Annotated in this window: 16 protein-coding genes; 10 read left to right on the top strand and 6 right to left on the bottom strand. The window is 60.6% G+C overall.

Annotation, left to right across the window (positions count from 1 at the left end; genetic code table 11):
- Positions 1–18 precede the first annotated feature (18 nt).
- Positions 19–1,158: an AraC family transcriptional regulator gene (locus tag F3I21_RS06255; protein WP_059010580.1), complete on the top strand. Its 1,140-nt coding sequence runs from the start codon at positions 19–21 to the stop codon at positions 1,156–1,158.
- On the opposite strand, the gene F3I21_RS06250 is transcribed toward F3I21_RS06255, so the two are convergent.
- Complete coding sequence (locus F3I21_RS06250; RefSeq protein WP_223815632.1) at positions 1,040–1,420, bottom strand: cell envelope integrity TolA C-terminal domain-containing protein; 381 nt, start codon at positions 1,418–1,420, stop codon at positions 1,040–1,042. The two genes, F3I21_RS06255 and F3I21_RS06250, sit on opposite strands and share 119 nt — an antisense overlap.
- Positions 1,421–1,620: 200 nt before the next feature.
- Here F3I21_RS06250 and F3I21_RS06245 point away from each other — a divergent pair, with 200 nt between their 5' ends.
- The 3 genes from F3I21_RS06245 to F3I21_RS06235 are packed head-to-tail and all read left to right on the top strand — an operon-like array spanning position 1,621 to position 3,319.
- Positions 1,621–2,298 carry a CsgG/HfaB family protein gene (locus F3I21_RS06245; RefSeq protein ID WP_021507138.1) on the top strand — a complete coding sequence of 226 codons (678 nt, stop codon included), beginning with the start codon at positions 1,621–1,623 and terminating at the stop codon, positions 2,296–2,298.
- Positions 2,299–2,309: 11 nt separating this feature from the next.
- Positions 2,310–2,666: a DUF4810 domain-containing protein gene (locus F3I21_RS06240; protein ID WP_021507139.1), complete on the top strand. Its 357-nt coding sequence runs from the start codon at positions 2,310–2,312 to the stop codon at positions 2,664–2,666.
- Positions 2,663–3,319: a DUF799 domain-containing protein gene (locus F3I21_RS06235; RefSeq protein WP_021507140.1), complete on the top strand. Its 657-nt coding sequence runs from the start codon at positions 2,663–2,665 to the stop codon at positions 3,317–3,319. The genes F3I21_RS06240 and F3I21_RS06235 overlap by 4 nt, the downstream gene beginning before the upstream one ends.
- Before the next feature lie 45 nt (positions 3,320–3,364).
- Here the strand turns inward: F3I21_RS06235 and F3I21_RS06230 are convergent, their stop codons facing one another.
- Positions 3,365–7,042, bottom strand: a complete 3,678-nt coding sequence (locus tag F3I21_RS06230; protein ID WP_150058499.1) for an AAA family ATPase — start codon at positions 7,040–7,042, stop codon at positions 3,365–3,367.
- On the bottom strand, positions 7,039–8,256 hold the full coding sequence (gene sbcD / locus F3I21_RS06225) for an exonuclease subunit SbcD (RefSeq protein ID WP_150058498.1): 1,218 nt from the start codon (positions 8,254–8,256) through the stop codon (positions 7,039–7,041). Before sbcD ends, F3I21_RS06230 begins: the two co-directional genes overlap by 4 nt.
- A 197-nt stretch (positions 8,257–8,453) precedes the next feature.
- Here sbcD and phoB point away from each other — a divergent pair, with 197 nt between their 5' ends.
- The 6 genes from phoB (at position 8,454) to proY (ending at position 15,836) form a co-directional block, all read left to right on the top strand.
- The gene (phoB, locus tag F3I21_RS06220; RefSeq protein ID WP_021507143.1) at positions 8,454–9,143 is read left to right on the top strand and encodes a phosphate response regulator transcription factor PhoB; all 690 of its coding nucleotides are present in this window, start codon (positions 8,454–8,456) and stop codon (positions 9,141–9,143) included.
- A gap of 15 nt (positions 9,144–9,158) precedes the next feature.
- On the top strand, positions 9,159–10,472 hold the full coding sequence (gene phoR, locus F3I21_RS06215; RefSeq protein WP_021507144.1) for a phosphate regulon sensor histidine kinase PhoR: 1,314 nt from the start codon (positions 9,159–9,161) through the stop codon (positions 10,470–10,472).
- Between the two features lie 18 nt (positions 10,473–10,490).
- Positions 10,491–11,417 (top strand): PstS family phosphate ABC transporter substrate-binding protein, encoded by a 927-nt coding sequence (locus F3I21_RS06210; RefSeq protein WP_058781206.1) that lies wholly within the window; start codon positions 10,491–10,493, stop codon positions 11,415–11,417.
- Positions 11,418–11,582: 165 nt separating this feature from the next.
- Positions 11,583–12,689, top strand: a complete 1,107-nt coding sequence (locus tag F3I21_RS06205; RefSeq protein ID WP_150058497.1) for a cobalamin-independent methionine synthase II family protein — start codon at positions 11,583–11,585, stop codon at positions 12,687–12,689.
- A gap of 402 nt (positions 12,690–13,091) precedes the next feature.
- On the top strand, positions 13,092–14,411 hold the full coding sequence (gene brnQ, locus F3I21_RS06200) for a branched-chain amino acid transport system II carrier protein (protein WP_150058496.1): 1,320 nt from the start codon (positions 13,092–13,094) through the stop codon (positions 14,409–14,411).
- Between the two features lie 69 nt (positions 14,412–14,480).
- The gene (gene proY, locus F3I21_RS06195) at positions 14,481–15,836 is read left to right on the top strand and encodes a proline-specific permease ProY (protein WP_058775216.1); all 1,356 of its coding nucleotides are present in this window, start codon (positions 14,481–14,483) and stop codon (positions 15,834–15,836) included.
- Positions 15,837–15,878: 42 nt separating this feature from the next.
- Here proY and F3I21_RS06190 read toward each other — a convergent pair whose 3' ends face one another.
- From F3I21_RS06190 to F3I21_RS06180, 3 genes are all read right to left on the bottom strand, one after another.
- A complete protein-coding gene (locus F3I21_RS06190) occupies positions 15,879–17,831 on the bottom strand; it encodes an acyltransferase family protein (RefSeq protein WP_150058495.1) in 1,953 nt (650 codons plus the stop codon).
- A gap of 276 nt (positions 17,832–18,107) precedes the next feature.
- Positions 18,108–19,343 (bottom strand): histidine-type phosphatase, encoded by a 1,236-nt coding sequence (locus F3I21_RS06185; protein ID WP_150058494.1) that lies wholly within the window; start codon positions 19,341–19,343, stop codon positions 18,108–18,110.
- Positions 19,340–20,149: an inositol monophosphatase gene (locus tag F3I21_RS06180; protein ID WP_021507151.1), complete on the bottom strand. Its 810-nt coding sequence runs from the start codon at positions 20,147–20,149 to the stop codon at positions 19,340–19,342. Before F3I21_RS06180 ends, F3I21_RS06185 begins: the two co-directional genes overlap by 4 nt.
- Between the last annotated feature and the right edge of the window lie 68 nt (positions 20,150–20,217).

Below are 20,217 nucleotides of genomic sequence, written 5' to 3'. Positions count from 1 at the left end.
GATCCCTGAGAGGTTCCCATGCAATCACTCATCTCTGCTGCTGATGCCTTCAGCGCGTTTGCCACACCCGCCAGCAACCGTGGCGTTCTGGCCGCGGCGGCGACCGGTCTGAGCGCCTTCATTACGGATAAAGGTGGCGATGTCGATCGCATCTTTGGCATAAGCGGTATCGATTCCGAACTGCTGGCCAGCCCGACACTGAGCCTCGGGCTGGTGAACTATTGCCGCGTGATGGAAGAAGCGGCGCGCCACTCCGGCTTTGATAACTTCGGTTTGCATTACGGCAGGCAGTTCAAACCGCAGTCATTAGGGTTAATTGGCTACATCGGACTGTGCTCGCCGACGCTGGAGCAGGCGCTGCACAATGTGGTGAACGCGTTTCCCTGGCACCAGCACGATACGCTGACGCGGCTGGTGGACAAGGGCGACTGCTGGCGGCTCGATTATCAGGTGCGCCACGGGGCGATCCTGGCACGCCGTCAGGATGCGGAGCTGACGCTCGGCATGTTCCTCAACCTGATTCGCCACGTGGCGGGCAAAAACTGGGCGCCGCGCGAGGTGCACTTTGAACATCCGCGTCCGGAGCAGTGGCACGAGCACTGCAAAGTGTTTGATGCGCCGGTCTGGTTCGATCAGCCGTTTAACTCACTGTTGATCGCGAAACGCGACCTGCAGCGCGCCATGCCGGAGCAGGATGCGATGCTGCTGATGGTGATGCAGGATGCCATTCGCCGCCTCAACAGCAGCGCCAGCGTGCAGAGCGTGGTTGAACAGGCGCGTTCGCAGGTCAGCCTGACGCTCATTCAGGGCGAACCGGTACTGGAGGAGATCGCCGGCAAAATGGGGTTGTCGAGCTGGTCGCTGCAGCGACGCCTGCGCGAAGAGGGCATCAGCTTTAGCGCGCTGGTGGATAAGGTGCGCTGCGAAATGGCCACGCACTATCTGCAGCAAAGACAGCTGCCCATCTCGGAGATGGCGCTGCTGCTTGGCTATTCCGAGGTCAGCGCATTTTCCCGCGCCTTCCGCCGCTGGTTCGGCATCAGCCCGCGCCAGTGGCGCCAGGATGAGCTGGTAAGTCAGGCCGGTGCGGCGCAAAGCCAAACCACGCTGGCTGGTCGCGCTGCGGCGGAGGCGGTAAGCCGCGCGACTGACCAATAAGCTGCCACGCACGCAAACACAGCGCTTCGTCGCCCTGGGTTTGCGTCACCGCGTAGCGCCCACGGTTCTGCCACTCCAGGCGCACCCAGCACTGCTGTCCGGCATAGCGCGCCGCATCGTGAAACTGCTTATTGAGCTGCTGCTGCAGTGCTTCACTCCAGTGGCAGGCGGCGCTGTCAGCATCGCCCTGCGGCTGGCACTGATTGGCCAGGCTGGGGACTGGCGCGGCCACCTGCTGGCAGGCGCTGAGCCCCACCATCATTACTAACCCACCTGATAGTCTCGCTAATCGATTAATTAAATTCATTAATAAGCCTGCATTTTCGCTAAAGATTCCTGGCGCTGCTGCCGACAGTCTACAGACCGCAGCAGGGAATGCTATGGCATTACTCTGACTGTCGGCATAACCAGAATTTGCCGCCTGGTGGCGGTGTTATCCCTTCCTTTATTCATGGACCAGAAATGCAGAAGAAATATGCCTTTGCGGCACTCTCCTTGTTAAGCGCCGCGCTGCTCAGTGGCTGTGCCACCGAGTCGTCACGCGCTATCGACGCGCCTCAGGTTCGCGCCGCAAGCCAGCCGGCTTATCAGGGCGTGCGCAGCCCAATCGCGGTGGGACAGTTTGATAACCGTTCGTCATACATGAATGGAATTTTCTCCGACGGCGTTGATCGTCTGGGCAACCAATCCAAAACCATTCTGATCACGCATCTGCAGCAGACCAATCGCTTCAACGTGCTGGATCGCAGCAACCTGAAAGAGCTGCAGCAGGAAGCCGACTTCAAACACAGCCAGCAGAACATCAAGGGCGCTAACTACATCATCACCGGTGACATCACCGAGTTCGGCCGCAAAGAAGTGGGCGACCAGCAGCTGTGGGGCATCCTCGGCCGCGGTAAAAGCCAGATCGCTTACGCCAAAGTGAACCTGAATGTGGTGGATGTGACCACTTCAGAAGTGGTGTACAGCGTGCAGGGCGCGGGTGAATACCAGCTGTCAGCGCGTGAGGTGATCGGCTTTGGCGGTACCGCCAGCTATGACTCTACCCTGAACGGCAAAGTGATGGATCTGGCGATCCGTGAAGCGGTCGACCACCTGGTAGATGGCATTAACAACGGCGCATGGCGCCCGGTGAAATAAGGATATTGACGATGAAATTACTGCAACTGAGCGCCGCGCTGATCGCGGCAGGCGTGCTGGCCGGCTGTGCGCCAAAAGGACCGGAGCCGATCTACTACTGGGGTGATTACCAGCAGCAGGTCTACAGCTACTACCAGAAAGACAGCGATCCGCAGAAGCAGATTGATGCGCTGAATCTGGATATCGAAAAGGCCAAAGCGGTGAACAAGCCGGTAGCACCGGGTCTGCACGCCCAGCTGGGCCTGCTGTACGCCAAAAACGGCAATACGGATAAAGCTTTCAGCCAGTTCGCCCTTGAGAAGCAGCTGTTTCCGGAATCGGCCCCGTACATGGACTTTCTGATGAAGAAAAAAGGAGTGAACCAATGAAAAAACTGATTGCCGTGTGCGGCGTATTCGCGGCGCTGCTGCTGACCGGCTGTGCCCAGAATAAGAAACCGTATGACTACAGCGCCTTCCGTGCCAGTAAGCCGGCATCAATTCTGGTGCTGCCTGCCGATAACCGTGCGCCGGATATCAACGCCTCGCACAGCTTCACCTCGCTGGTGACCCAGCCGCTGGCGGAAGCGGGTTACTACGTGTTCCCGGTGGCGGTGGTGGAAGAGACCTTCCAGCAAAACGGCCTGAGCAACGGGCATGAAATTCAGGCGGTGAGCACGAAGCGCTTGCATGACATCTTCAACGCAGACAGCGCACTGTACATTTCGATTACCGATTATGGCAGCAGCTATCTGGTGGTTGATTCGGTGACCACGGTCTCGGCCACTGCCCGTCTGGTTGATCTGCGCAGCGGTAAAGAGCTGTGGCAGGGCATGGCCACCGCCAATGATTCTGAGAACAGCAACAACAGCAACGGCGGCATCATTGGCATGCTGGTGTCGGCGGCGATCAAACAGATCGCCAGCAACGCGGGTGACAAAGCGCACACCATTGCCGGTGTCACCAGCGCGCGTCTGTTAGCGCAGAACGAGCAGGGTGGTCTGCTGGCCGGTCCGCGCTACAAAGCGCCGGTTACGCGTTAATCTCGCTGGCGCGGCGATCAGCTGATCGCCGCGCCACTTCACGCATCACTCGCCCGGCAGCTCCAGTTTACTGTAGCCGAGCCCGTTCATTTTACGCACCCGGATCTGCACCGGGATACGCTCTTTCATCGCTTCCACATGACTGATCACGCCGATGGTTTTCCCGCTGGCGTTGAGCGCATCGAGCGCATCCAGCGCGGTGTCCAGCGTTTCGGCATCCAGCGTGCCGAAGCCTTCGTCGAGAAACAGTGATTCAATGCGCGTTTTATGGCTGACCAAATCGGACAGCGCCAGCGCCAGCGCGAGGCTGACGAGGAAGCTCTCGCCGCCGGACAGCGTACGCGTGTCGCGCGTGGCGTCGGCCTGCCAGGTATCCACCACTTCCAGCTCCAGCTCATCGCTGACGCGGCGCTGCAATAAATAGCGGCCGTGCAGGCGATCGAGCTGGCGGTTTGCCAGCCACACCAGATGATCGAGGGTTAAGCCCTGAGCAAAGCGGCGGAACTTGTCGCCTTTGGCCGACCCGATCAGATCGTTGAGGCGGCTTAGCTGTGCCAGTTCCGCTTCGTCAGCGGCGATCTGCGCCAGCAGCGTTTGCTGCTGCTGACGCTGCCGGGTATCGCTGTGCAGCTGCTGCTGCGCTTCCCCCTGCTGGCGTGCGTTGTCACGCAGCGCCACGCGCAGCTGCTCCAGCCGGATGGCGATGGAGCCAGCATCGGCATCGCTGAGCGCGGCCGGGCGCTGCTGCTGATGATCGCTCAGCCGCTGCGCCAGTCTGGCATGCAGCGCGGTGTGCTGCTGATGCTGCTGCTCCAGCGTTTGCAGCCGCTGGCGCAGCGTCTGCACCTCATCTTCCGCCAGCAGCGCGGCGCGCAGGGCGCTTTCGTCAGCGAAATCACTGAGCAGCAATGCCTGCCGGAAGGCGCTTTCGGCGTCCGCTGCGCGCTGCGCCAGCGTCTGCTGCTGGCTGACAATCTGTTCATACTGACCTTTCAGGCCGTGCAGTTCGCTTTGCGCCTGCTGCCAGCGCTGCAGCTGTTGCGCCAGCGCCTGGTCATGCTGTTGCAGCGTGGCGTGCTGCTGCTGACGCGCGTCCGCCACGCGCCGGTCGCCAAACAGCTGCTGGCGCTGCTGCTGCTGGGCCTGCTGCTGCTGTTGCAGGTGGTTAAGGGCTTGCTGCAGGCTGGCGACCTGCTGCTGTTCACGCGCCAGAGCGTGCTGCAGGCTGCTTCCTTCCGTTTCGCTTTTCGCCAGCTGCGGCTGTAGCTCAGCAAGTAACCGCTCACTTTCCTGCCACTGCTGCCAGCGCTGCTGCAGCGTTTGCAGCCAGCCGGCGCGCTCGGGCGCTGCAGGCAGGCTAAGTTGATGGGCAGCCAGCTGCTGTTCCAGCTGCTGCTGTTGCTGCTGCCATGCCTGCCGTTCACCGCTGACGCGCTGATCGATCTCATCCCGCTGCTGCCGGGCGCTGGCCAGCTGCTGCTGTGCCAGCTGTTGCTGCTGCTGATGTTGCTGCCAGCGCTGCTGCTGTTGCAGATGCGCGTCTTTGGCCTGCTGCAACGTGACGGTCGCCTGTTCACGCGCCTGCAACTGCTGCTGCTGGCGGGCTTCGAGCGCGTCCTGCTGCTGCTGCCAGGCGCTGAATTCTGCGTGCTGTTCAGCGCTGAAGGTAAGCGCCAGCTCACCGCACAGCGCCTGCCAGCGCTCGCGGGTGGCGGCGATCTGCTGGTCGAGATCGGCGATTTCCTGTTGCAGCGCCTGCTGTTGCTGCCGCGACAGTTTAAGCTGCTCGCCCCGCGCGGTGCCGGCTTCCCTGAGCTGCGCCACGTGCGTTTCCAGCGCCGCCTGCCGCTGCTGATTTTCATCTGGCTGCAACTGCTGGTAGCGGTCGATGGCCGGATGCTGGCAGGAGCCGCACAGCGGGCAGGGCTGTTCCGGCTGCAGCCGGGCCCGCTCGTCGGCCAGCTGAATAATGGTGCGCTCCAGCTCGCACAGGCGACGCACATCCAGCAGCGTCTGATGCTCGCGCTTGTACTCCTCGCGCAGCTGCTGCAACGCCAGCGCTTCCTGCTCAGCATGCTGCTGTAACTGCTGCAGTTTAAGCTGACGCTGCTGGCGCTGCGGCTGGAGCGTTTGCCACTGTGCCGCCAGCAGGCTGAGCTGCTGACGTGCGCCGCGCTGCTGCTGATGCTGCGCCAGCGCCGTCCGCAGCGCCGGGCTGGCGATCTCCGCTTCCAGCGAAGTAAGCACCTGCTCCGCCTGCTGGCGCTGCTGCTGTGCCGCGGCTTCTGCCTGTTGCAGCGGCTGTGCCGCCTGTTCGCGCGCCTGCAGCGCCTGCTGCTGCTGTTCCAGCTGGCTTTGCAGTTGTTGCTGCTGCGCGCTGAGCTGCGTCAGCGTTTGCTCACGCTCTTCAAGCCGGGCGAGTTCGGCCTGCCAGCGCGCCAGTTCGCCGCCCCAGCGGGCGACAGCGGCTTCACTCAGGCGAAACGCCTGCTGCTGCGCCAGCTGCTGTTGTAAGCGTTCACTTGCCTGCTGATGCTGATCCAGCGCCTGCTGGCTGAGTAACAGCGTTTTTTGCTGTTCGCTCAGCAGCGCCTGCTGCTGCTCAAGCTGCTGTGCACGGCTGGCGATCTGCTGATCGAGCGGGATCACCTGTTCGCTCAGCAGCGTCTCCAGCTGTTGCTGTTCGGCCAGCGCGCGTTCACGTGCCTGCTGTGCGGCCTGATAGTGGCTTTCACCCTGCTGCAGCGCCGCTTGCGCCTGTTGCTGTTGCTGCTGTAACTGCTGCGCCTGCTGGTTCAGTGTCTGCTGGTCGCGCTGCAGCTGTTCGCGCTGCTGCAGTTTGTCGCGCAGCTTCTCCGCCGGTTCAGCACGCGCCAGCCGCTGGCGATCGCCTTCCGCCTGCTGCCAGGCCGTGGCGGCAGCCTGCAACGCCTGCTGCGCCTGCTGTTGCTCCGCGTTGAGCTGCTGCTGCTGCGTCAGCCACTGCTGCTGCTGCTGGGCCTGCGCCAGCTGCTCGCTCAGATCCTGTTCGGTGCGGGTGAGCTGGTCCAGCTGCTGCGCCAGTTCGGCGCGGCGGGCGTCGTCGAGCAACTGCACCGCTTCGGCGCGGGCGCGCAGCGTGTCGAGTGCCGCGCGCGCCGTGCGCCAGCGCTCGTAGATCTGCATCGAGATGTGGCCGTAGATTTCGGTGCCGGTCAGCTCCTCCAGCAGCTCGGCGCGCTCGCCGGGTTTGGCATTGAGGAAGGCAGCAAACTGCCCCTGCGACAGCATCATCGAACGGGTGAAGCGGGCAAAATCAAGACCGGACAAGGTTTCGATGGCTTTGAGCTTGTCACCGACTTTATCGGCGACGATCTGGTTGTCCGCCACGCGCGCCAGTTCGACACGCGGCGCCTGCAGTTTACCTTCCGCCAGGCCGCGCGCGCGGTTCTGGCTCCAGAAGGCGCGCCAGGCTTCACCTTTGATCTCAAACTCCACTTCGGCGAGGCACTCAGCGGTGTCACGCGTCATCAGCTGATTTTCGCTCTGCGACAGGCCACCAAGGCGCGGCGTCTGGTGATAGAGCGCCAGACAGATGGCATCCAGCAGCGTGGTTTTACCCGCGCCGGTGGCGCCGGTGATGGCGAACAGCCCGTTGCTGGCAAATGGCTCGCGGCGGAAATCGATAAACCACTCGCCGCGCAGCGCGTTGAGGTTTTTAAAACGCAGCGTCAGAATTTTCATGCGCCCGGATCCTCCAGCGTGGCCAGCGTGCTGCGAAACAGCTGCGTTAACTGCGCGCGCTGTTCATCCTCCAGCTGTTCCTCCAGCGCCAGCCGGCGGGCAAACACCTCTTCAACTTTCAGTTCGCTCAGGGTTTCGTTCTCCAGCCGCGCCAGGCTGCGCTGACGCTGATCGCGGCTGCGGCGCACCAGCAGCACCTCAACCGGCAGCGCCTCGGTAAGCTGTTCGATGCGGCGCTGCAGGTCGCTCAGGTACTCCTGAGTAGTGATTTCGATATCCAGCCAAACCGGTAGATCGCCTTCATAGGTGTGAAACGCGGTCAGCTGCTGTTCAATCTCCGCCATGGCGCCTTTTAACATCTGCATCGGCTGGAATGACGGAATAACCAGCGGTGTGACGGACTCCAGCCGGGTGCTAAATTCCAGCAGGAATACGCTTTTCTCACGCCCCAGCTCATCAAAACTGAGCGCAATCGGCGAACCGCTGTAGCGGATGTGATCGCTGTCGGCGATGCGCTGCGCGCGATGGATGTGGCCCAGCGCAATGTAGTCGGCTGGCGGGAAGGCCTGTGCCGGAAAGGCGTCCAGCGTGCCGATGTAGATATCACGCACCGAATCGCTCTTGCTCACGCCCACGGTGGTGAGATGCCCGGTGGCGATGATCGGCAGCGCGCTGCCCATGGCTTCGCGCTGCGCCACAGCGGCGGCATAACAGTGCTGATAGTGCTGCTCAATCGCCTGTAGCAGCGACAGCTGCTTATCGCGACCGGACTGACCCGCCTGGCTGCGCAGGATGTCGCGCGAACGCAGATAGGGAATGGCGCACAGCAGCGCGCCCGGCGTGCCGTCGCGCTGTTGCAGCGTCAGCACCTGCTGCTCGCCGCCGGGCGTGGCGCTGGTAATGACGCGGGTATTGAGGCAGGCCAGCAGCTCGCGCGATTCATTCAGCGTGGCGACCGAATCATGGTTGCCGGCCAGCACAATCAGCTGGCAGCCGCTGGGCTGCAGCGCCACCACGAAACGGTTAAACAGTTCGCGCGCGTAGCTGGGCGGCGAACCGGTGTCAAACAGGTCGCCAGCGACGATCAGTGCATCCACCTGATGCTGCACAATCGCGGCCAGCAGCCAGTCGAGGAATTGCTGGTGCTCGGCGGCGCGGCTTTTGCTGTAAAAGAACTGACCGAGATGCCAGTCAGCGGTGTGAATAATGCGCATGAATGCTCCGTGCCTGCTATCGCAAAGCGGCAGTATAACCGCTTAACAACGCAATGAAAAAAAAGCGAAACCGGTTGTCACAATTGCGCTTTTTATCTGATTATCATGAGGTGGGTTTTTCATAAAAGTGTCACAAAACTGACGCATAATGGCGCCGCAAACCCCCGTGACATGCCGTCACAATCGCAGGAGTAATAATGGCTAAGCGCATTTTGGTTGTGGAAGACGAAGCTCCCATCCGTGAAATGTTATGTTTCGTGCTGGAACAAAACGATTATCAGCCGATTGAGGCTGAGGACTATGACAGCGCGATTGGCAAGCTGATCGAACCCTGGCCCGATCTGATTCTGCTGGACTGGATGTTACCCGGCGGCAGCGGCATTCAGTTCATCAAACATTTAAAGCGTGAAGCCATGACGCGTGATATTCCGGTGATGATGCTGACGGCGCGCGGTGAAGAGGAAGATCGCGTGCGCGGGCTGGAAGTGGGCGCCGATGATTACATCACCAAGCCGTTCTCGCCCAAAGAGCTGATGGCGCGCATTAAAGCCGTGATGCGCCGCATCTCACCGATGGCGGTGGAAGAGGTGATTGAGATGCAGGGGCTGAGCCTTGATCCCTCCTCGCATCGCGTGATGTCCGAAACCACGCCGCTGGAAATGGGACCGACCGAATACAAACTGCTGCACTTCTTTATGACGCATCCGGAGCGCGTATACAGCCGCGAACAGCTGCTGAATCACGTGTGGGGCACTAACGTGTATGTGGAAGACCGCACCGTGGATGTGCATATCCGTCGTTTACGTAAAGCACTGGAAGTTTCCGGCCACGATCGCATGGTACAAACCGTTCGCGGAACAGGGTATCGTTTCTCTGCCCGCTACTAAACGGAGTCTTTTACCGTGCTGGAACGACTCTCCTGGAAGAGATTACTGACCGAGCTGGCGCTGGTGTGTCTGCCTGCGCTGGTGCTGGGTCTGCTGGTTGGCTATCTGCCGTGGTGGCTGTTACTGGCCGTGTGCGGCGTGCTGTTCTGGCACTTCAAAAATCTGATGCGGCTGTCGCACTGGCTGTGGATTGATCGTTCAATGACGCCGCCCACCGGGCGCGGCAGCTGGGAACCGCTGTTTTACGGCCTGTATCAAATGCAGTTGCGCAATCGCCGCCGCCGGCGCGAGCTGGGCAATCTGATCAAACGCTTTCGCAGCGGGGCCGAATCGCTGCCGGACGCGGTGGTGCTCACCACCGAAGAGGGCACCATTTTCTGGTGTAACGGTCTGGCCCAGCAGCATCTCGGGCTGCGCTGGCCGGAAGATAACGGCCAGAATATCCTCAACCTGCTGCGCTACCCTGAATTCTCCCGCTATATCCGCCAGCGCGACTTCAACAAGCCGCTGACGCTGGTGCTCAATAATCAGCATCACATGGAGTTCCGCGTCATGCCTTACAGCGAAGGGCAGTGGCTGATGGTGGCGCGTGACGTCACCCAGATGCACCAGCTGGAAGGGGCGCGGCGTAACTTCTTCGCCAACGTCAGCCATGAACTGCGTACCCCGCTGACGGTGCTGCAGGGCTATCTGGAGATGATGGACGATGCCGGGATGAACGAGCGCACCCGCAGCAAGGCGCTCAGTACCATGCAGGAGCAGACGCGACGCATGGACAGCCTGGTGAAGCAGCTGCTGACGCTGTCACGCATCGAAGCGGCCCCCGCCATTGATCTGAAAGAGACGGTGGATGTGCCGACCATGCTGCTGCTTTTGCAGCGCGAGGCGGAAACCCTCAGCCAGGGCCGTCACAGCATCCATTTCCACACCGACCCGCATCTGAAGGTGTTCGGCAATGATGAACAGCTGCGCAGCGCGATTTCCAATCTGGTGTATAACGCGGTGAACCACACGCCGGATGGCACGCGCATCGACATCAGCTGGTTGCGCACCAAACAGGGCGCCGAATTTAAAGTGTGCGACAACGGGCCCGGCATCAGCGAGGAGCATCTGCCGCGCCTGACCGAACGCTTCTACCGCGTGGATAAAGCGCGCTCGCGCGCCACCGGCGGCAGCGGGCTGGGGCTGGCCATTGTTAAGCACGCGCTCGGCCACCACACCACGCGGCTGGAGATCAGCAGCGTGCCGCATCAGGAAACCTGCTTCCGCTTCGTGCTACCACCGCGCTTGATTGTGGCGAACGGAATCCGCGAGAATGTGGCGCAGTAAACGCCACCGGACTCTGTGATGAAATCGCTGCTGCTCTCTCTTTTATTACTGTGCCCGCTGCTGGCGACGGCTCAGCAAAGCATGCTGACCGGCAACCTGAGCAGCGTGGGCTCGGACACGCTGGGCTATCTGATGACGCTGTGGGGCGAAGATTTCAGCCGTCAGTCGCCGGGTGTCAACGTGCAGGTGCAGGCGGCGGGATCGTCGACGGCGCCGACCGCGCTGGCCGCCGGGGCCGCTCAGCTTGGCGCCATGAGCCGGCCGATGCAGGTGGATGAGCGTCAGCTGTTTATCGCGCGCTATGGCTATGCGCCGCTGGCGGTGCCGGTGGCGATGGATGCGCTGGTGGTGGTGGTCAATCAGGACAATCCGCTGCCGTCCATCAGTCAGCCGCAGCTGGATGCGCTGTTCTCCGTGACGCGGCTATGCGGCGCACAGCAGGTGCCGCAGCGCTGGGGCGATGTTGGCCTGCATACGGCGAACTGGGCAACGCGCAGTATTCAGCGCTTTGGCCGCAACTCTGCTTCCGGCACCTGGGGCTTCTTCAAGCAGCAGGCGCTGTGTCGCGGCGATTTCCGTGCTGACGTCGCGGAGTTTCCCGGCTCGGCGGCGGTGGTGCAGGCGGTTGCCAGCACGCCGAACAGCATCGGCTACGCCAGCTTTGGCTTTCACCTGAGCGGCGTGAAAACCCTGCCGATCGTCACCGCCAGCGGCGACAGCGTTATGCCAGATGCCGAATCGATCCGCAGCGGCCGTTATCCGTGGTCGCGCCCGCTGTATATCTACGTTAACAAGGCACCCGGCAAACCGCTGCCGCCGCTGGTCGCCGCCTTTCTGCAGCAGGTGCTCTCTGCGCAGGGTCAGCGCCGCGTAACGGAGGCCGGCTACCTGCCGCTGTCCGATAGCCAGATCGCGCAGGCGCGCGCGGCGATTGCGCAAAACTAATTCACGCTGACCAATCATGAATTTTTTTCACGTCCCCTGAATTTTCTTCTATTGCCGCCGGCAGGGCGGCATGTCACTCTTATGGACATATAGCCATCCAGATGGCCAAAAATAACCCTACGCAATTATACCCTGACGCAATTATGCGCCAGTGCAGGAGTGAATATGCAACGCAACACCGCCCCGTTCCGCGCCGATACCGTCGGCAGTTTTCTGCGTCCCGCTGCCATTAAGCAGGCACGCGAGCAGTTCGCCAGTGGCACCCTCAGCGCCGACCAGCTGCGTCAGGTAGAAGACGATGCGATTCGCCAGGTGGTGGAGCAGCAGCGCGCCAGCGGTCTGCAGGTGGTGACCGACGGTGAATTCCGCCGCGCCTGGTGGCACTTTGATTTCTTTGGCCATCTGCACGGCGTTGAGCTGTTCGAGGCCGATCAGGGCATTCAGTTCAACGGCGTGCAGACCAAAGCGCACGGCGTGAAGGTCACCGGCAAAGTCGCTTTTAACCCGCAGCATCCGATGCTGGACCATTTCCGCTTCCTGCAAAGCGTGGCTGGCGATGCGGTGGCGAAAATGACCATTCCCAGCCCGAGCGTGCTGCACTTCCGCGGCGGCCGTAAAGTGATTGATGCCACGGTGTATCCGGATCTGGAGCAGTACTTCGCCGATCTGGCGCAGACTTACAAAGAGGCGATCAAGGCGTTTTACGACGCTGGCTGCCGCAATCTGCAGCTGGATGACACCGTCTGGGCGTACCTGTGTTCAGGCGATCAGCAGCAGCAAATTCGCGAGCGCGGTGAAGATCCGCAACAGCTGGCGCGCATTTATGCCCAGGTGCTGAATCGCGCGCTGGAAGATAAACCGGCGGATCTCACCGTCGGCCTGCACGTGTGCCGTGGTAACTTCCGCTCGACCTGGATCTCGGAAGGCGGCTACGAGCCGGTGGCGGAAATTCTGTTTGGCAGCGTGAACATCGACGCGTTTTTCCTCGAGTACGATAATGAGCGCTCCGGTGGCTTTGAGCCGCTGCGTTTCATCAAACCCGGTCATCAGCAGGTGGTATTAGGGCTGATCACCACCAAAACCGGCGAGCTGGAAGACGCTGCACAGGTGAAGGCGCGCCTGCAGGAAGCGGCGCAGTTTGTCAGCCTCGACCAGATTTGCCTCAGCCCGCAGTGTGGCTTTGCGTCAACGGAAGAGGGCAACAGCCTGACCGAAGCGCAGCAGTGGCAGAAGATTCGTCTGGTTGTCGACATCGCACAACAGGTGTGGTGATGCTGTAAAGTTGTGCAAACAGGCGCGTAAAGCGCGCCTTTTGTGCATCCCTGCGGCGGTTTCTGCAAGGAGATCGCCCGCTTTGCAGAAACTTTAAGCAAATCATCTCAGGTGTTTTCCGACTATTTCCTGCTTATCCACTGCGTTCTGACGCTTTCCTGTTATATCCTTCTGGTTTTCCGATCCTGTATTGCCTTTCTTCGCTATAAACGTTTTAATTTGCGCCGTTGTCGATTCATCCCTCTGTGAACAGAAGAAAAGCAGTTTAAATCACCTGCGCTGTACCGATTCGGCCCGCATAACGCACTGGTCAAGCCAGTTAAGCCATTGTTTTCGCGCATCCAGGGGACAACACAAACCCAACTTCCACCGCAACATCAGCTACAGGCAGTACAGAAGTTTATGACACATCGTTTAACCTCCAGGGATATCCTGGCGCTGGGCTTCATGACCTTTGCCCTGTTCGTTGGCGCAGGAAACATCATTTTCCCGCCTATGGTCGGTATTCAGTCTGGTGAACATGTCTGGATTGCCGCCTTCGGCTTCCTGATCACCGCGGTTGGTTTACCGGTGATCACCGTGATCGCGCTGGCGCGCGTTGGCGGCGGTATTGATGCGCTCAGCTCACCGATTGGTAAAGCGGCCGGTCTGCTGCTCGCCACCGTATGCTATCTCGCCGTCGGCCCGCTGTTTGCCACGCCGCGCACCGCGACCGTTTCATTTGAAGTCGGGATTGCGCCACTGACCGGCGACGGCCCGCTGCCGCTGTTTATCTATAGCCTGGTGTACTTCGCGCTGGTGATCGGCATTTCGCTCTATCCGGGCAAGCTGCTGGACACCGTCGGCCACTTCCTCGCGCCGCTGAAAATTGTCGCGCTGACCATTCTGGGCGTTGCGGCGCTGCTGTGGCCGGCTGGCGGCATTTCGCCGGCCACCGCCGACTACCAGCGTGCGGCCTTCTCCAGCGGTTTCGTGAACGGCTATCTGACCATGGATACGCTCGGCGCGCTGGTGTTCGGTATTGTCATCGTCAATGCGGCGCGTTCACGTGGCGTGGAAGACAGCAAACTGCTGACGCGCTATACCATGCTGGCTGGCGTGATCGCCGGTGTCGGTCTGACGCTGGTGTACCTCAGCCTGTTCAAGCTGGGCTCCGGCAGCGGCGCGATTGTCGATCAGAACGCCAACGGCGCCTCGATTCTGCATGCTTACGTGCAGCAGACCTTCGGCGGCATGGGCAGCGTCTTCCTCGCCGCACTGATTTTCGTCGCCTGTATGGTTACGGCGGTGGGCCTGACCTGCGCCTGCGCAGAATTCTTTGCGCAATACCTGCCGCTGTCGTATAAAGCGCTGGTGTTTATTCTCGGCCTGTTCGCCATGCTGGTGTCGAACCTCGGTCTCAGCCACCTGATTCAGATTTCGATTCCGGTGCTGACGGCTATCTATCCGCCGTGCATCGTACTGGTGGTACTGAGCTTTACCCTGAGCTGGTGGAATCGCAGCACGCGCATCATTGCGCCAACCATGCTGATCAGCCTGCTGTTTGGTATCGTCGATGCCATCAAAACCACCAGCTTTAAAGATGCGCTGCCGCTGTTTAGCCAGCATCTGCCGCTGGCCGATCAGGGTCTCTCCTGGCTGCCGCCGTCGCTGGCGATGCTGGTGATTGCTGCGGTAGTTGACCGGGTGAAAGGGCGTGAGCAGGTTGCCGTTCACCAGTAAGCGACATCGCTGTTAATTCCGACCACGGGCTTGCCCGTGGTTTTTTCATTTCCACAGGTACTGTTTGTTATGCAAGAAACCAATAAGCTCAAACGCGGACTGAGCACGCGCCACATCCGTTTTATGGCGCTGGGATCGGCGATCGGCACCGGGCTGTTTTACGGCTCGGCAGATGCCATCAAAATGGCAGGCCCCAGCGTACTGCTGGCCTACATCATCGGCGGCGCCGTGGCGTATATCATCATGCGCGCGCTGGGCGAGATGTCGGTTAACAATCCGCAGGCCAGCTCGTTTTCACGCTACGCGCAGGATTACCTCGGACCGCTGGCGGGCTATATCACCGGCTGGACGTACTGCTTTGAAATCCTGATTGTGGCGATCGCCGACGTCACGGCTTTTGGTATCTACATGGGCGTGTGGTTCCCGGAGGTGCCGCACTGGATTTGGGTGCTGTCGGTGGTGCTGATCATCGGCGCCATCAACCTGATGAGCGTGAAGGTGTTTGGCGAAGTGGAGTTCTGGTTCTCCTTCTTCAAAGTCGCCACCATCATCATCATGATCGTGGCCGGTTTCGGCATGATTTTCTGGGGCATCGGCAACGGCGGTCAGCCGACCGGCATCCATAACCTGTGGACCAACGGCGGTTTCTTTGCCCACGGTATCGTCGGCATGCTGCTGTCGCTGCAGATGGTGATGTTCGCCTACGGCGGCATTGAGATCATTGGTATCACCGCCGGCGAAGCTAAAGATCCGGCGAAATCGATCCCGCGCGCCATCAACTCCGTACCGCTGCGCATTCTGGTGTTCTATGTCGGCACGCTGTTTGTGATCATGTCGATCTATCCCTGGAACCAGGTCGGTACCGCAGGCAGCCCGTTCGTGCTGACTTTCCAGCACCTTGGCATCGCCGCCGCCGCCTCCATTCTGAACTTTGTGGTGCTGACTGCCTCGCTGTCGGCGATTAACAGCGATGTGTTTGGCGTCGGCCGCATGCTGCACGGTATGGCGCAGCAGGGTCATGCGCCGAAGATGTTTATGAAGGTATCGAATCGCGGCATTCCGTGGGTCACGGTGCTGGTGATGATGCTTGCCATGCTGGTGGCGGTGTACCTCAACTATCTGATGCCGGAAAAAGTGTTCCTGGTGATTGCCTCGCTGGCGACGTTTGCCACCGTGTGGGTGTGGATTATGATTCTGCTGTCGCAGATCGCGTTCCGCCATAAAATCGGCAAAGAGCAGGCCGGTAAGCTGCAGTTTGCTCTGCCGGGCGGCAGCGCTACGGCGTGGGTGGGGGTACTGTTCCTTGCCTTTATCATCGCGCTGATTGGCTACTTCCCGGATACGCGTATCTCGCTGTACGTCGGGTTTGCGTGGATTGTTCTGCTGCTGCTGGCGTGGCCGCTGGCGAAGAAACGTAAAGCGTAAGTAACTTTATAACGGGCGAAGCGAGACTTCGCCCGTGGTGCATTACCAGTTTTTCCCCAGCGCCATCTCTCCGCCGTACGGATTCAGGTGATTGTTGTCGTACCAGAGCGGCATGCCCTGATGAGTGACCAGACAACCCTGCGCATTACACAACGTCTCCTGCAGTGACAACACGCGCACGCCGTGCTGCTGATAGTCCTTTAACAGATTTGCCACCGATGCGTTTGGCATCTGCAACTGCTGCGTGCGTTCCGCCGCCAGCGCCGCGCCATCCTGCGCGCTGAGCCAGCTATTCAGGCTGCGGCGCAGCGGCATATTGCGGTTATGGCTGTAGCGCAGCGGATCGAGCGTGATGGTCGGCACATCGTCAATCAGGGTGATCTTTTTCCCCGCCGCCAGCAGCTGCGCCACCACGGTATCCAGCCCGCTTTTCAGCGCCTGCAGATTGTCCAGCGCCGGATCGCGGAGGCTGCGGAATCCGCTGCCCGGCTGATCACTGAGGCCCGCCGCCCAGAACGCGCTGATCACCACTTCGTCTATTTTATCGCTCAGGATGATCGGCAGAACCCGCTGATTAAAATCGAGGCACTGCTGTGCATGCTGCGGTTTTTGCGGCATCACGCGCGTGGCGTCAAGCAGGAAAGGGCAGGATGCTTTGGTCAGCTGAAACAGCGGTTTCTGCTGCCGCCGGGCGTAATCGGCGACGTTGGCCGCCAGCGCGGCGGCATGGCTGTCGCCGATCAGCGCTATCGCCGGTGTGTCACTCTGCGGCTGGCACTGCGCATCGCGGGCGGGCCGCGTGGCGCCGTAATCCAGCAGGCAGGGATCGCGCTGGGCGGCGACTTTCCATTCGTCGCCGAGCATCACCGCTTCACTGACGCGCGATTTCAGGCCACCGCTCTGCCACAGCAGCACCATGGCACCGGCTGCCAGCAGCGACGAAGCGCAGTAGCCGGGGATCAGCCAGCGCGTACCGCTGCGCGCCCGACGGAATGGCTGTTCGACGAAGCGCCAGGAGAGCCAGGCGATGACCAGCGCCACGGCACAGATGCTCAACGCCTGCCAGATGCTGAGCGGCCGATCGCTGCAGATGCGCGCCAGACTGAGCAGCGGCCAGTGCCACAGATACCACGAGTAGGAAATCTTACCGATGAAGCGCATCGGCGCGTTCTCCAGCAGCCGCTGATTGAGCGGGCTGCGTGCACCGATCATCAGACAGGCCGCCAGCACCGGCAGCAGCGCCAGCCAGCCGGGAAAGCGATCGCTATGGCTGAGTAACAGCGTGGCACCGATGATCAGCAGCCAGCCAGCAAGATGACAGAGGCTGGCCAGCCGGCCGGTGACGGGGCGGGGTTGCCACAGCGCCAGCAGCACGCCGGCACCCAGCTCCCAGGCGCGGGTTGGCAGCAGATAAAACGCCTGAGTGCTGGAGAGGGGCGTTAACCACAGGCAGCCGGCCAGCGACAGCAGGCTGAGCAGTAGTACCACGCCGGTCATTGTGCGCCGCAGCCGCGCGGCCAGCAGCAGAATAAACGGCAGCACGATATAGAACTGCTCCTCAATGCCCAGCGACCAGGTCATCAGCAGCGGATTGAGATCGGCATCTGCACTGAAATAGTCGCCGCTCTTCAGTAACAGCATATTGGGCACCGAGAGAAACACCGCCATGCTGTATTTTGCCAGCTGGCTTAATTCCAGCGGTGATAACAGCAGATAACCGAGCAGCAGCAATACCATCAGCATAAAAAACAGGGCGGGCGCAATACGCCGGATGCGGCGTAAATAAAACTGATAAAACGAGAAGGTGCCGGCGGTAATTTCTTTACTGATAATACCGCCAATTAAAAAGCCGGAAATAACGAAAAATATATCGACGCCAATAAAGCCGCCCGGCATGGCGCTGACGCCGCAGTGGAACAGCACAACCAATATAATGGCGACAGCGCGCAGACCATCGATATCCGGACGATAGCGCAGCGAGGCAGGTACAGACATAACAGGATCCCAGTTATTCAATGTTAATTTACGATTTTATTGCTGCGGATAAAAATAGCTCGGCGCATCCTGTCGCCGAAAAATGTAAAAAGAGAAAGGTATTACTAAGGGATGATTGACCCGTGCAGCATATCGCAGTTTTACAGCGCTAACGCTTTTAAGGGAAAAAAAAGAAAAGTCTCAGATAACCGTGCCCACCAGCTTGCAGTTTATTGCTGTAATTTCGCTGCAGGAATAAGCCGGCGTAATCAGTCTGGCTTAACCCGGTGGCTGACGTCAGGGATAGTCCACGGGGATTACCGCGCGCTGATCAATGGCGGTGCGCCAGTGCTCAAGCGTCGATTGATAAGGACACAGCGTGCCCACCGCTGTCTGGCGACAGTTTTGCTGATGCCACTCCTGGCGCAGCAGCGGGTGCTGCCGATCGATCGGCGTTAGCTGGCGCAGCGCATCCAGACTTTGCGCCTGAAAATAGACGCGCAGCAGCAGCGTTTGCGTCTGGTTATCGCGCCAGCGCTCAAACACCAGACTGCTGCCGGGCGGAATATTACCGCGCGCGTAGCCGGGCAGTTGCCAGCTGAAGCCGATCAGCGTGCGCAGCATGGCGATATTGGTGTCGTGTGCCACCAGCAGCAGCCAGCGGGTGGAGGGCGTCGCCGCATCGTCCTGCAGGTTGCGCACCACCGCGTCCAGCAGAATCGACGCACGCTTTTGCGCGATATACGGCACATCATTACTCAGATCGTAATTGGCGGTCAGCAGCGGCAGCAGGGCGCTAATCTGCTGCGACCGGGTGATGTTGCCCCACGCCAGCTGGCTGAACGGCAGATTTTCGCTCCAGCCGAGCCGTAAGGTTTCGGCCATGCTGGCCAGCACGCTGAGACCCTGCACGTAGGTATGGCCGCTTTTACTCTGCTTCAGTTGCCAGGGGCGATCGAAGAACGGGCAATCTGCCGCACACACCGCCTGCCTGAGCTGCTGCACGGCGGGCTGTAAACGCTGCTGCAATGCGGCGAGATCGCCGGCGCACGCCGCGACCGCTGCCCGCTCCGTGGCAGCATCCGTTTGGCCGAACGGCAGTTTTTCGCTCTGAAACAGCGGATCGACAGCCCCTGCGACGTGATGAACTGCCACATCGCAGCCGGGAAAGGCGCCCTGCAGCAGCGCCTGCGCCGTGGCGCGGGTGCGCTGCAGTGGACTGGCACGCACGTAAATTTGCCCGGCATCGGGACAGCCGGCGCGCAGCAGGCCGAGCTGGCGATAGTGTTCACCCTGCCAGCGACCTTTATTCACGACCGCTGCATAACCGTGTGCGGTGAGTTCGCCGTCGGCGCTGCGCCAGCGCGGCCAGGCGCGCTGGGTGGCGGCTTCGATTTCCGTGCGGTTACCTGCGGTGGGAGGCCGCACGCCGTGACGGCTGATCTCTACCACTTTTTCCAGCTGGTAGCGCGGCTGCGCCTGCGCGGTGAGGGCCAGCAAAGCCAGCAGCGCGCCCAGCAGCAGACGTGTCATAGCGTTGGTTGTGCCGGCAGCAGCGCTTTGAGCTGCGGATAGAGCACCGCGTTGGCCAGCAGCACCGGATTACCCTGTTGCAGGCCATGGTGGCTGAGATAATCGTTGGTGACGCCGCCCGCTTCGCGCATCAGCACAATGCCAGGCAGGCCATCCCACGGATTCATGTGCGCTTCGTAATAGCCAATCAGCCGGCCGGCGGCCGCCCAGGCGCTCATCAACGCACCGGAACCGTTGCGGATAAACATGCCGCCCTGCGCCAGCAGCTGGCTGATAAAGGTGGTCAGCGGTTCAATCGGCTGGCTGTTCGAGCTGCTGAGGCCCAGCAGTCCCTGATCGAGCCGCTGCGCGCTGTGTGCCTGAATGCGCTTGTCATTCACCCAGGCACCTTTGCCGCGGCAGGCGTGGAAGGTTTCCTGATGATTAGGATCGCTGACTACGCCAATCACCGGCTGATCGTCACAGACAATCGCCAGCGAGACGCACCAGTTGTGCAGGCCGTTAAGAAAGCTGCTGGTGCCGTCAATCGGATCGATGACCCAGATAAAGCGCGCGCCGCTGACGTCACCGCCGCTCTCTTCACCCAGCACTGCATCGTCAGGAAAACGCTCATGAATCAGGTGTTTTACCAGCAGCTCAACGTTGCGATCCGCCTCGCTGACCACATCCTGCAAATCCTTCTTGTGCTCCACCACCAGCTGATGGCGCTGCTGATACCACGCCAGCGCGCGGCTGGCGGCAGTTTTCGCCACCTCACAGGCATAGTGATAACGGGCATCTAATTCGGTTAGCGTAGCTGATGACATTTTTCCCTCTTATCATTCACTGGCAATCGACGTGGCGAACCACGCCGGATAAAGCGCCATGGCTGTGT

Origin of the sequence: Pantoea sp. B_9, assembly GCF_008632015.1 — a bacterium.
In the GTDB taxonomy this organism is placed as follows: domain Bacteria; phylum Pseudomonadota; class Gammaproteobacteria; order Enterobacterales; family Enterobacteriaceae; genus Pantoea; species Pantoea dispersa.
Note: the sequence above shows the minus strand (reverse complement) of the source record. Positions and strands in the feature narration are given on the sequence as shown.

Bases quoted from the DNA above. Each gene is read 5' to 3' on its own strand.
- F3I21_RS06255 (WP_059010580.1), top strand. From the start codon at position 19: ATGCAATCACTCATCTCTGCTGCTGATGCCTTCAGCGCGTTTGCCACA.
- F3I21_RS06250 (WP_223815632.1), bottom strand. From the start codon at position 1,420: ATGATGGTGGGGCTCAGCGCCTGCCAGCAGGTGGCCGCGCCAGTCCCC.
- F3I21_RS06245 (WP_021507138.1), top strand. From the start codon at position 1,621: ATGCAGAAGAAATATGCCTTTGCGGCACTCTCCTTGTTAAGCGCCGCG.
- F3I21_RS06240 (WP_021507139.1), top strand. From the start codon at position 2,310: ATGAAATTACTGCAACTGAGCGCCGCGCTGATCGCGGCAGGCGTGCTG.
- F3I21_RS06235 (WP_021507140.1), top strand. From the start codon at position 2,663: ATGAAAAAACTGATTGCCGTGTGCGGCGTATTCGCGGCGCTGCTGCTG.
- F3I21_RS06230 (WP_150058499.1), bottom strand. From the start codon at position 7,042: ATGAAAATTCTGACGCTGCGTTTTAAAAACCTCAACGCGCTGCGCGGC.
- sbcD (WP_150058498.1), bottom strand. From the start codon at position 8,256: ATGCGCATTATTCACACCGCTGACTGGCATCTCGGTCAGTTCTTTTAC.
- phoB (WP_021507143.1), top strand. From the start codon at position 8,454: ATGGCTAAGCGCATTTTGGTTGTGGAAGACGAAGCTCCCATCCGTGAA.
- F3I21_RS06210 (WP_058781206.1), top strand. From the start codon at position 10,491: ATGAAATCGCTGCTGCTCTCTCTTTTATTACTGTGCCCGCTGCTGGCG.
- F3I21_RS06205 (WP_150058497.1), top strand. From the start codon at position 11,583: ATGCAACGCAACACCGCCCCGTTCCGCGCCGATACCGTCGGCAGTTTT.
- brnQ (WP_150058496.1), top strand. From the start codon at position 13,092: ATGACACATCGTTTAACCTCCAGGGATATCCTGGCGCTGGGCTTCATG.
- proY (WP_058775216.1), top strand. From the start codon at position 14,481: ATGCAAGAAACCAATAAGCTCAAACGCGGACTGAGCACGCGCCACATC.
- F3I21_RS06190 (WP_150058495.1), bottom strand. From the start codon at position 17,831: ATGTCTGTACCTGCCTCGCTGCGCTATCGTCCGGATATCGATGGTCTG.
- F3I21_RS06185 (WP_150058494.1), bottom strand. From the start codon at position 19,343: ATGACACGTCTGCTGCTGGGCGCGCTGCTGGCTTTGCTGGCCCTCACC.
- F3I21_RS06180 (WP_021507151.1), bottom strand. From the start codon at position 20,149: ATGTCATCAGCTACGCTAACCGAATTAGATGCCCGTTATCACTATGCC.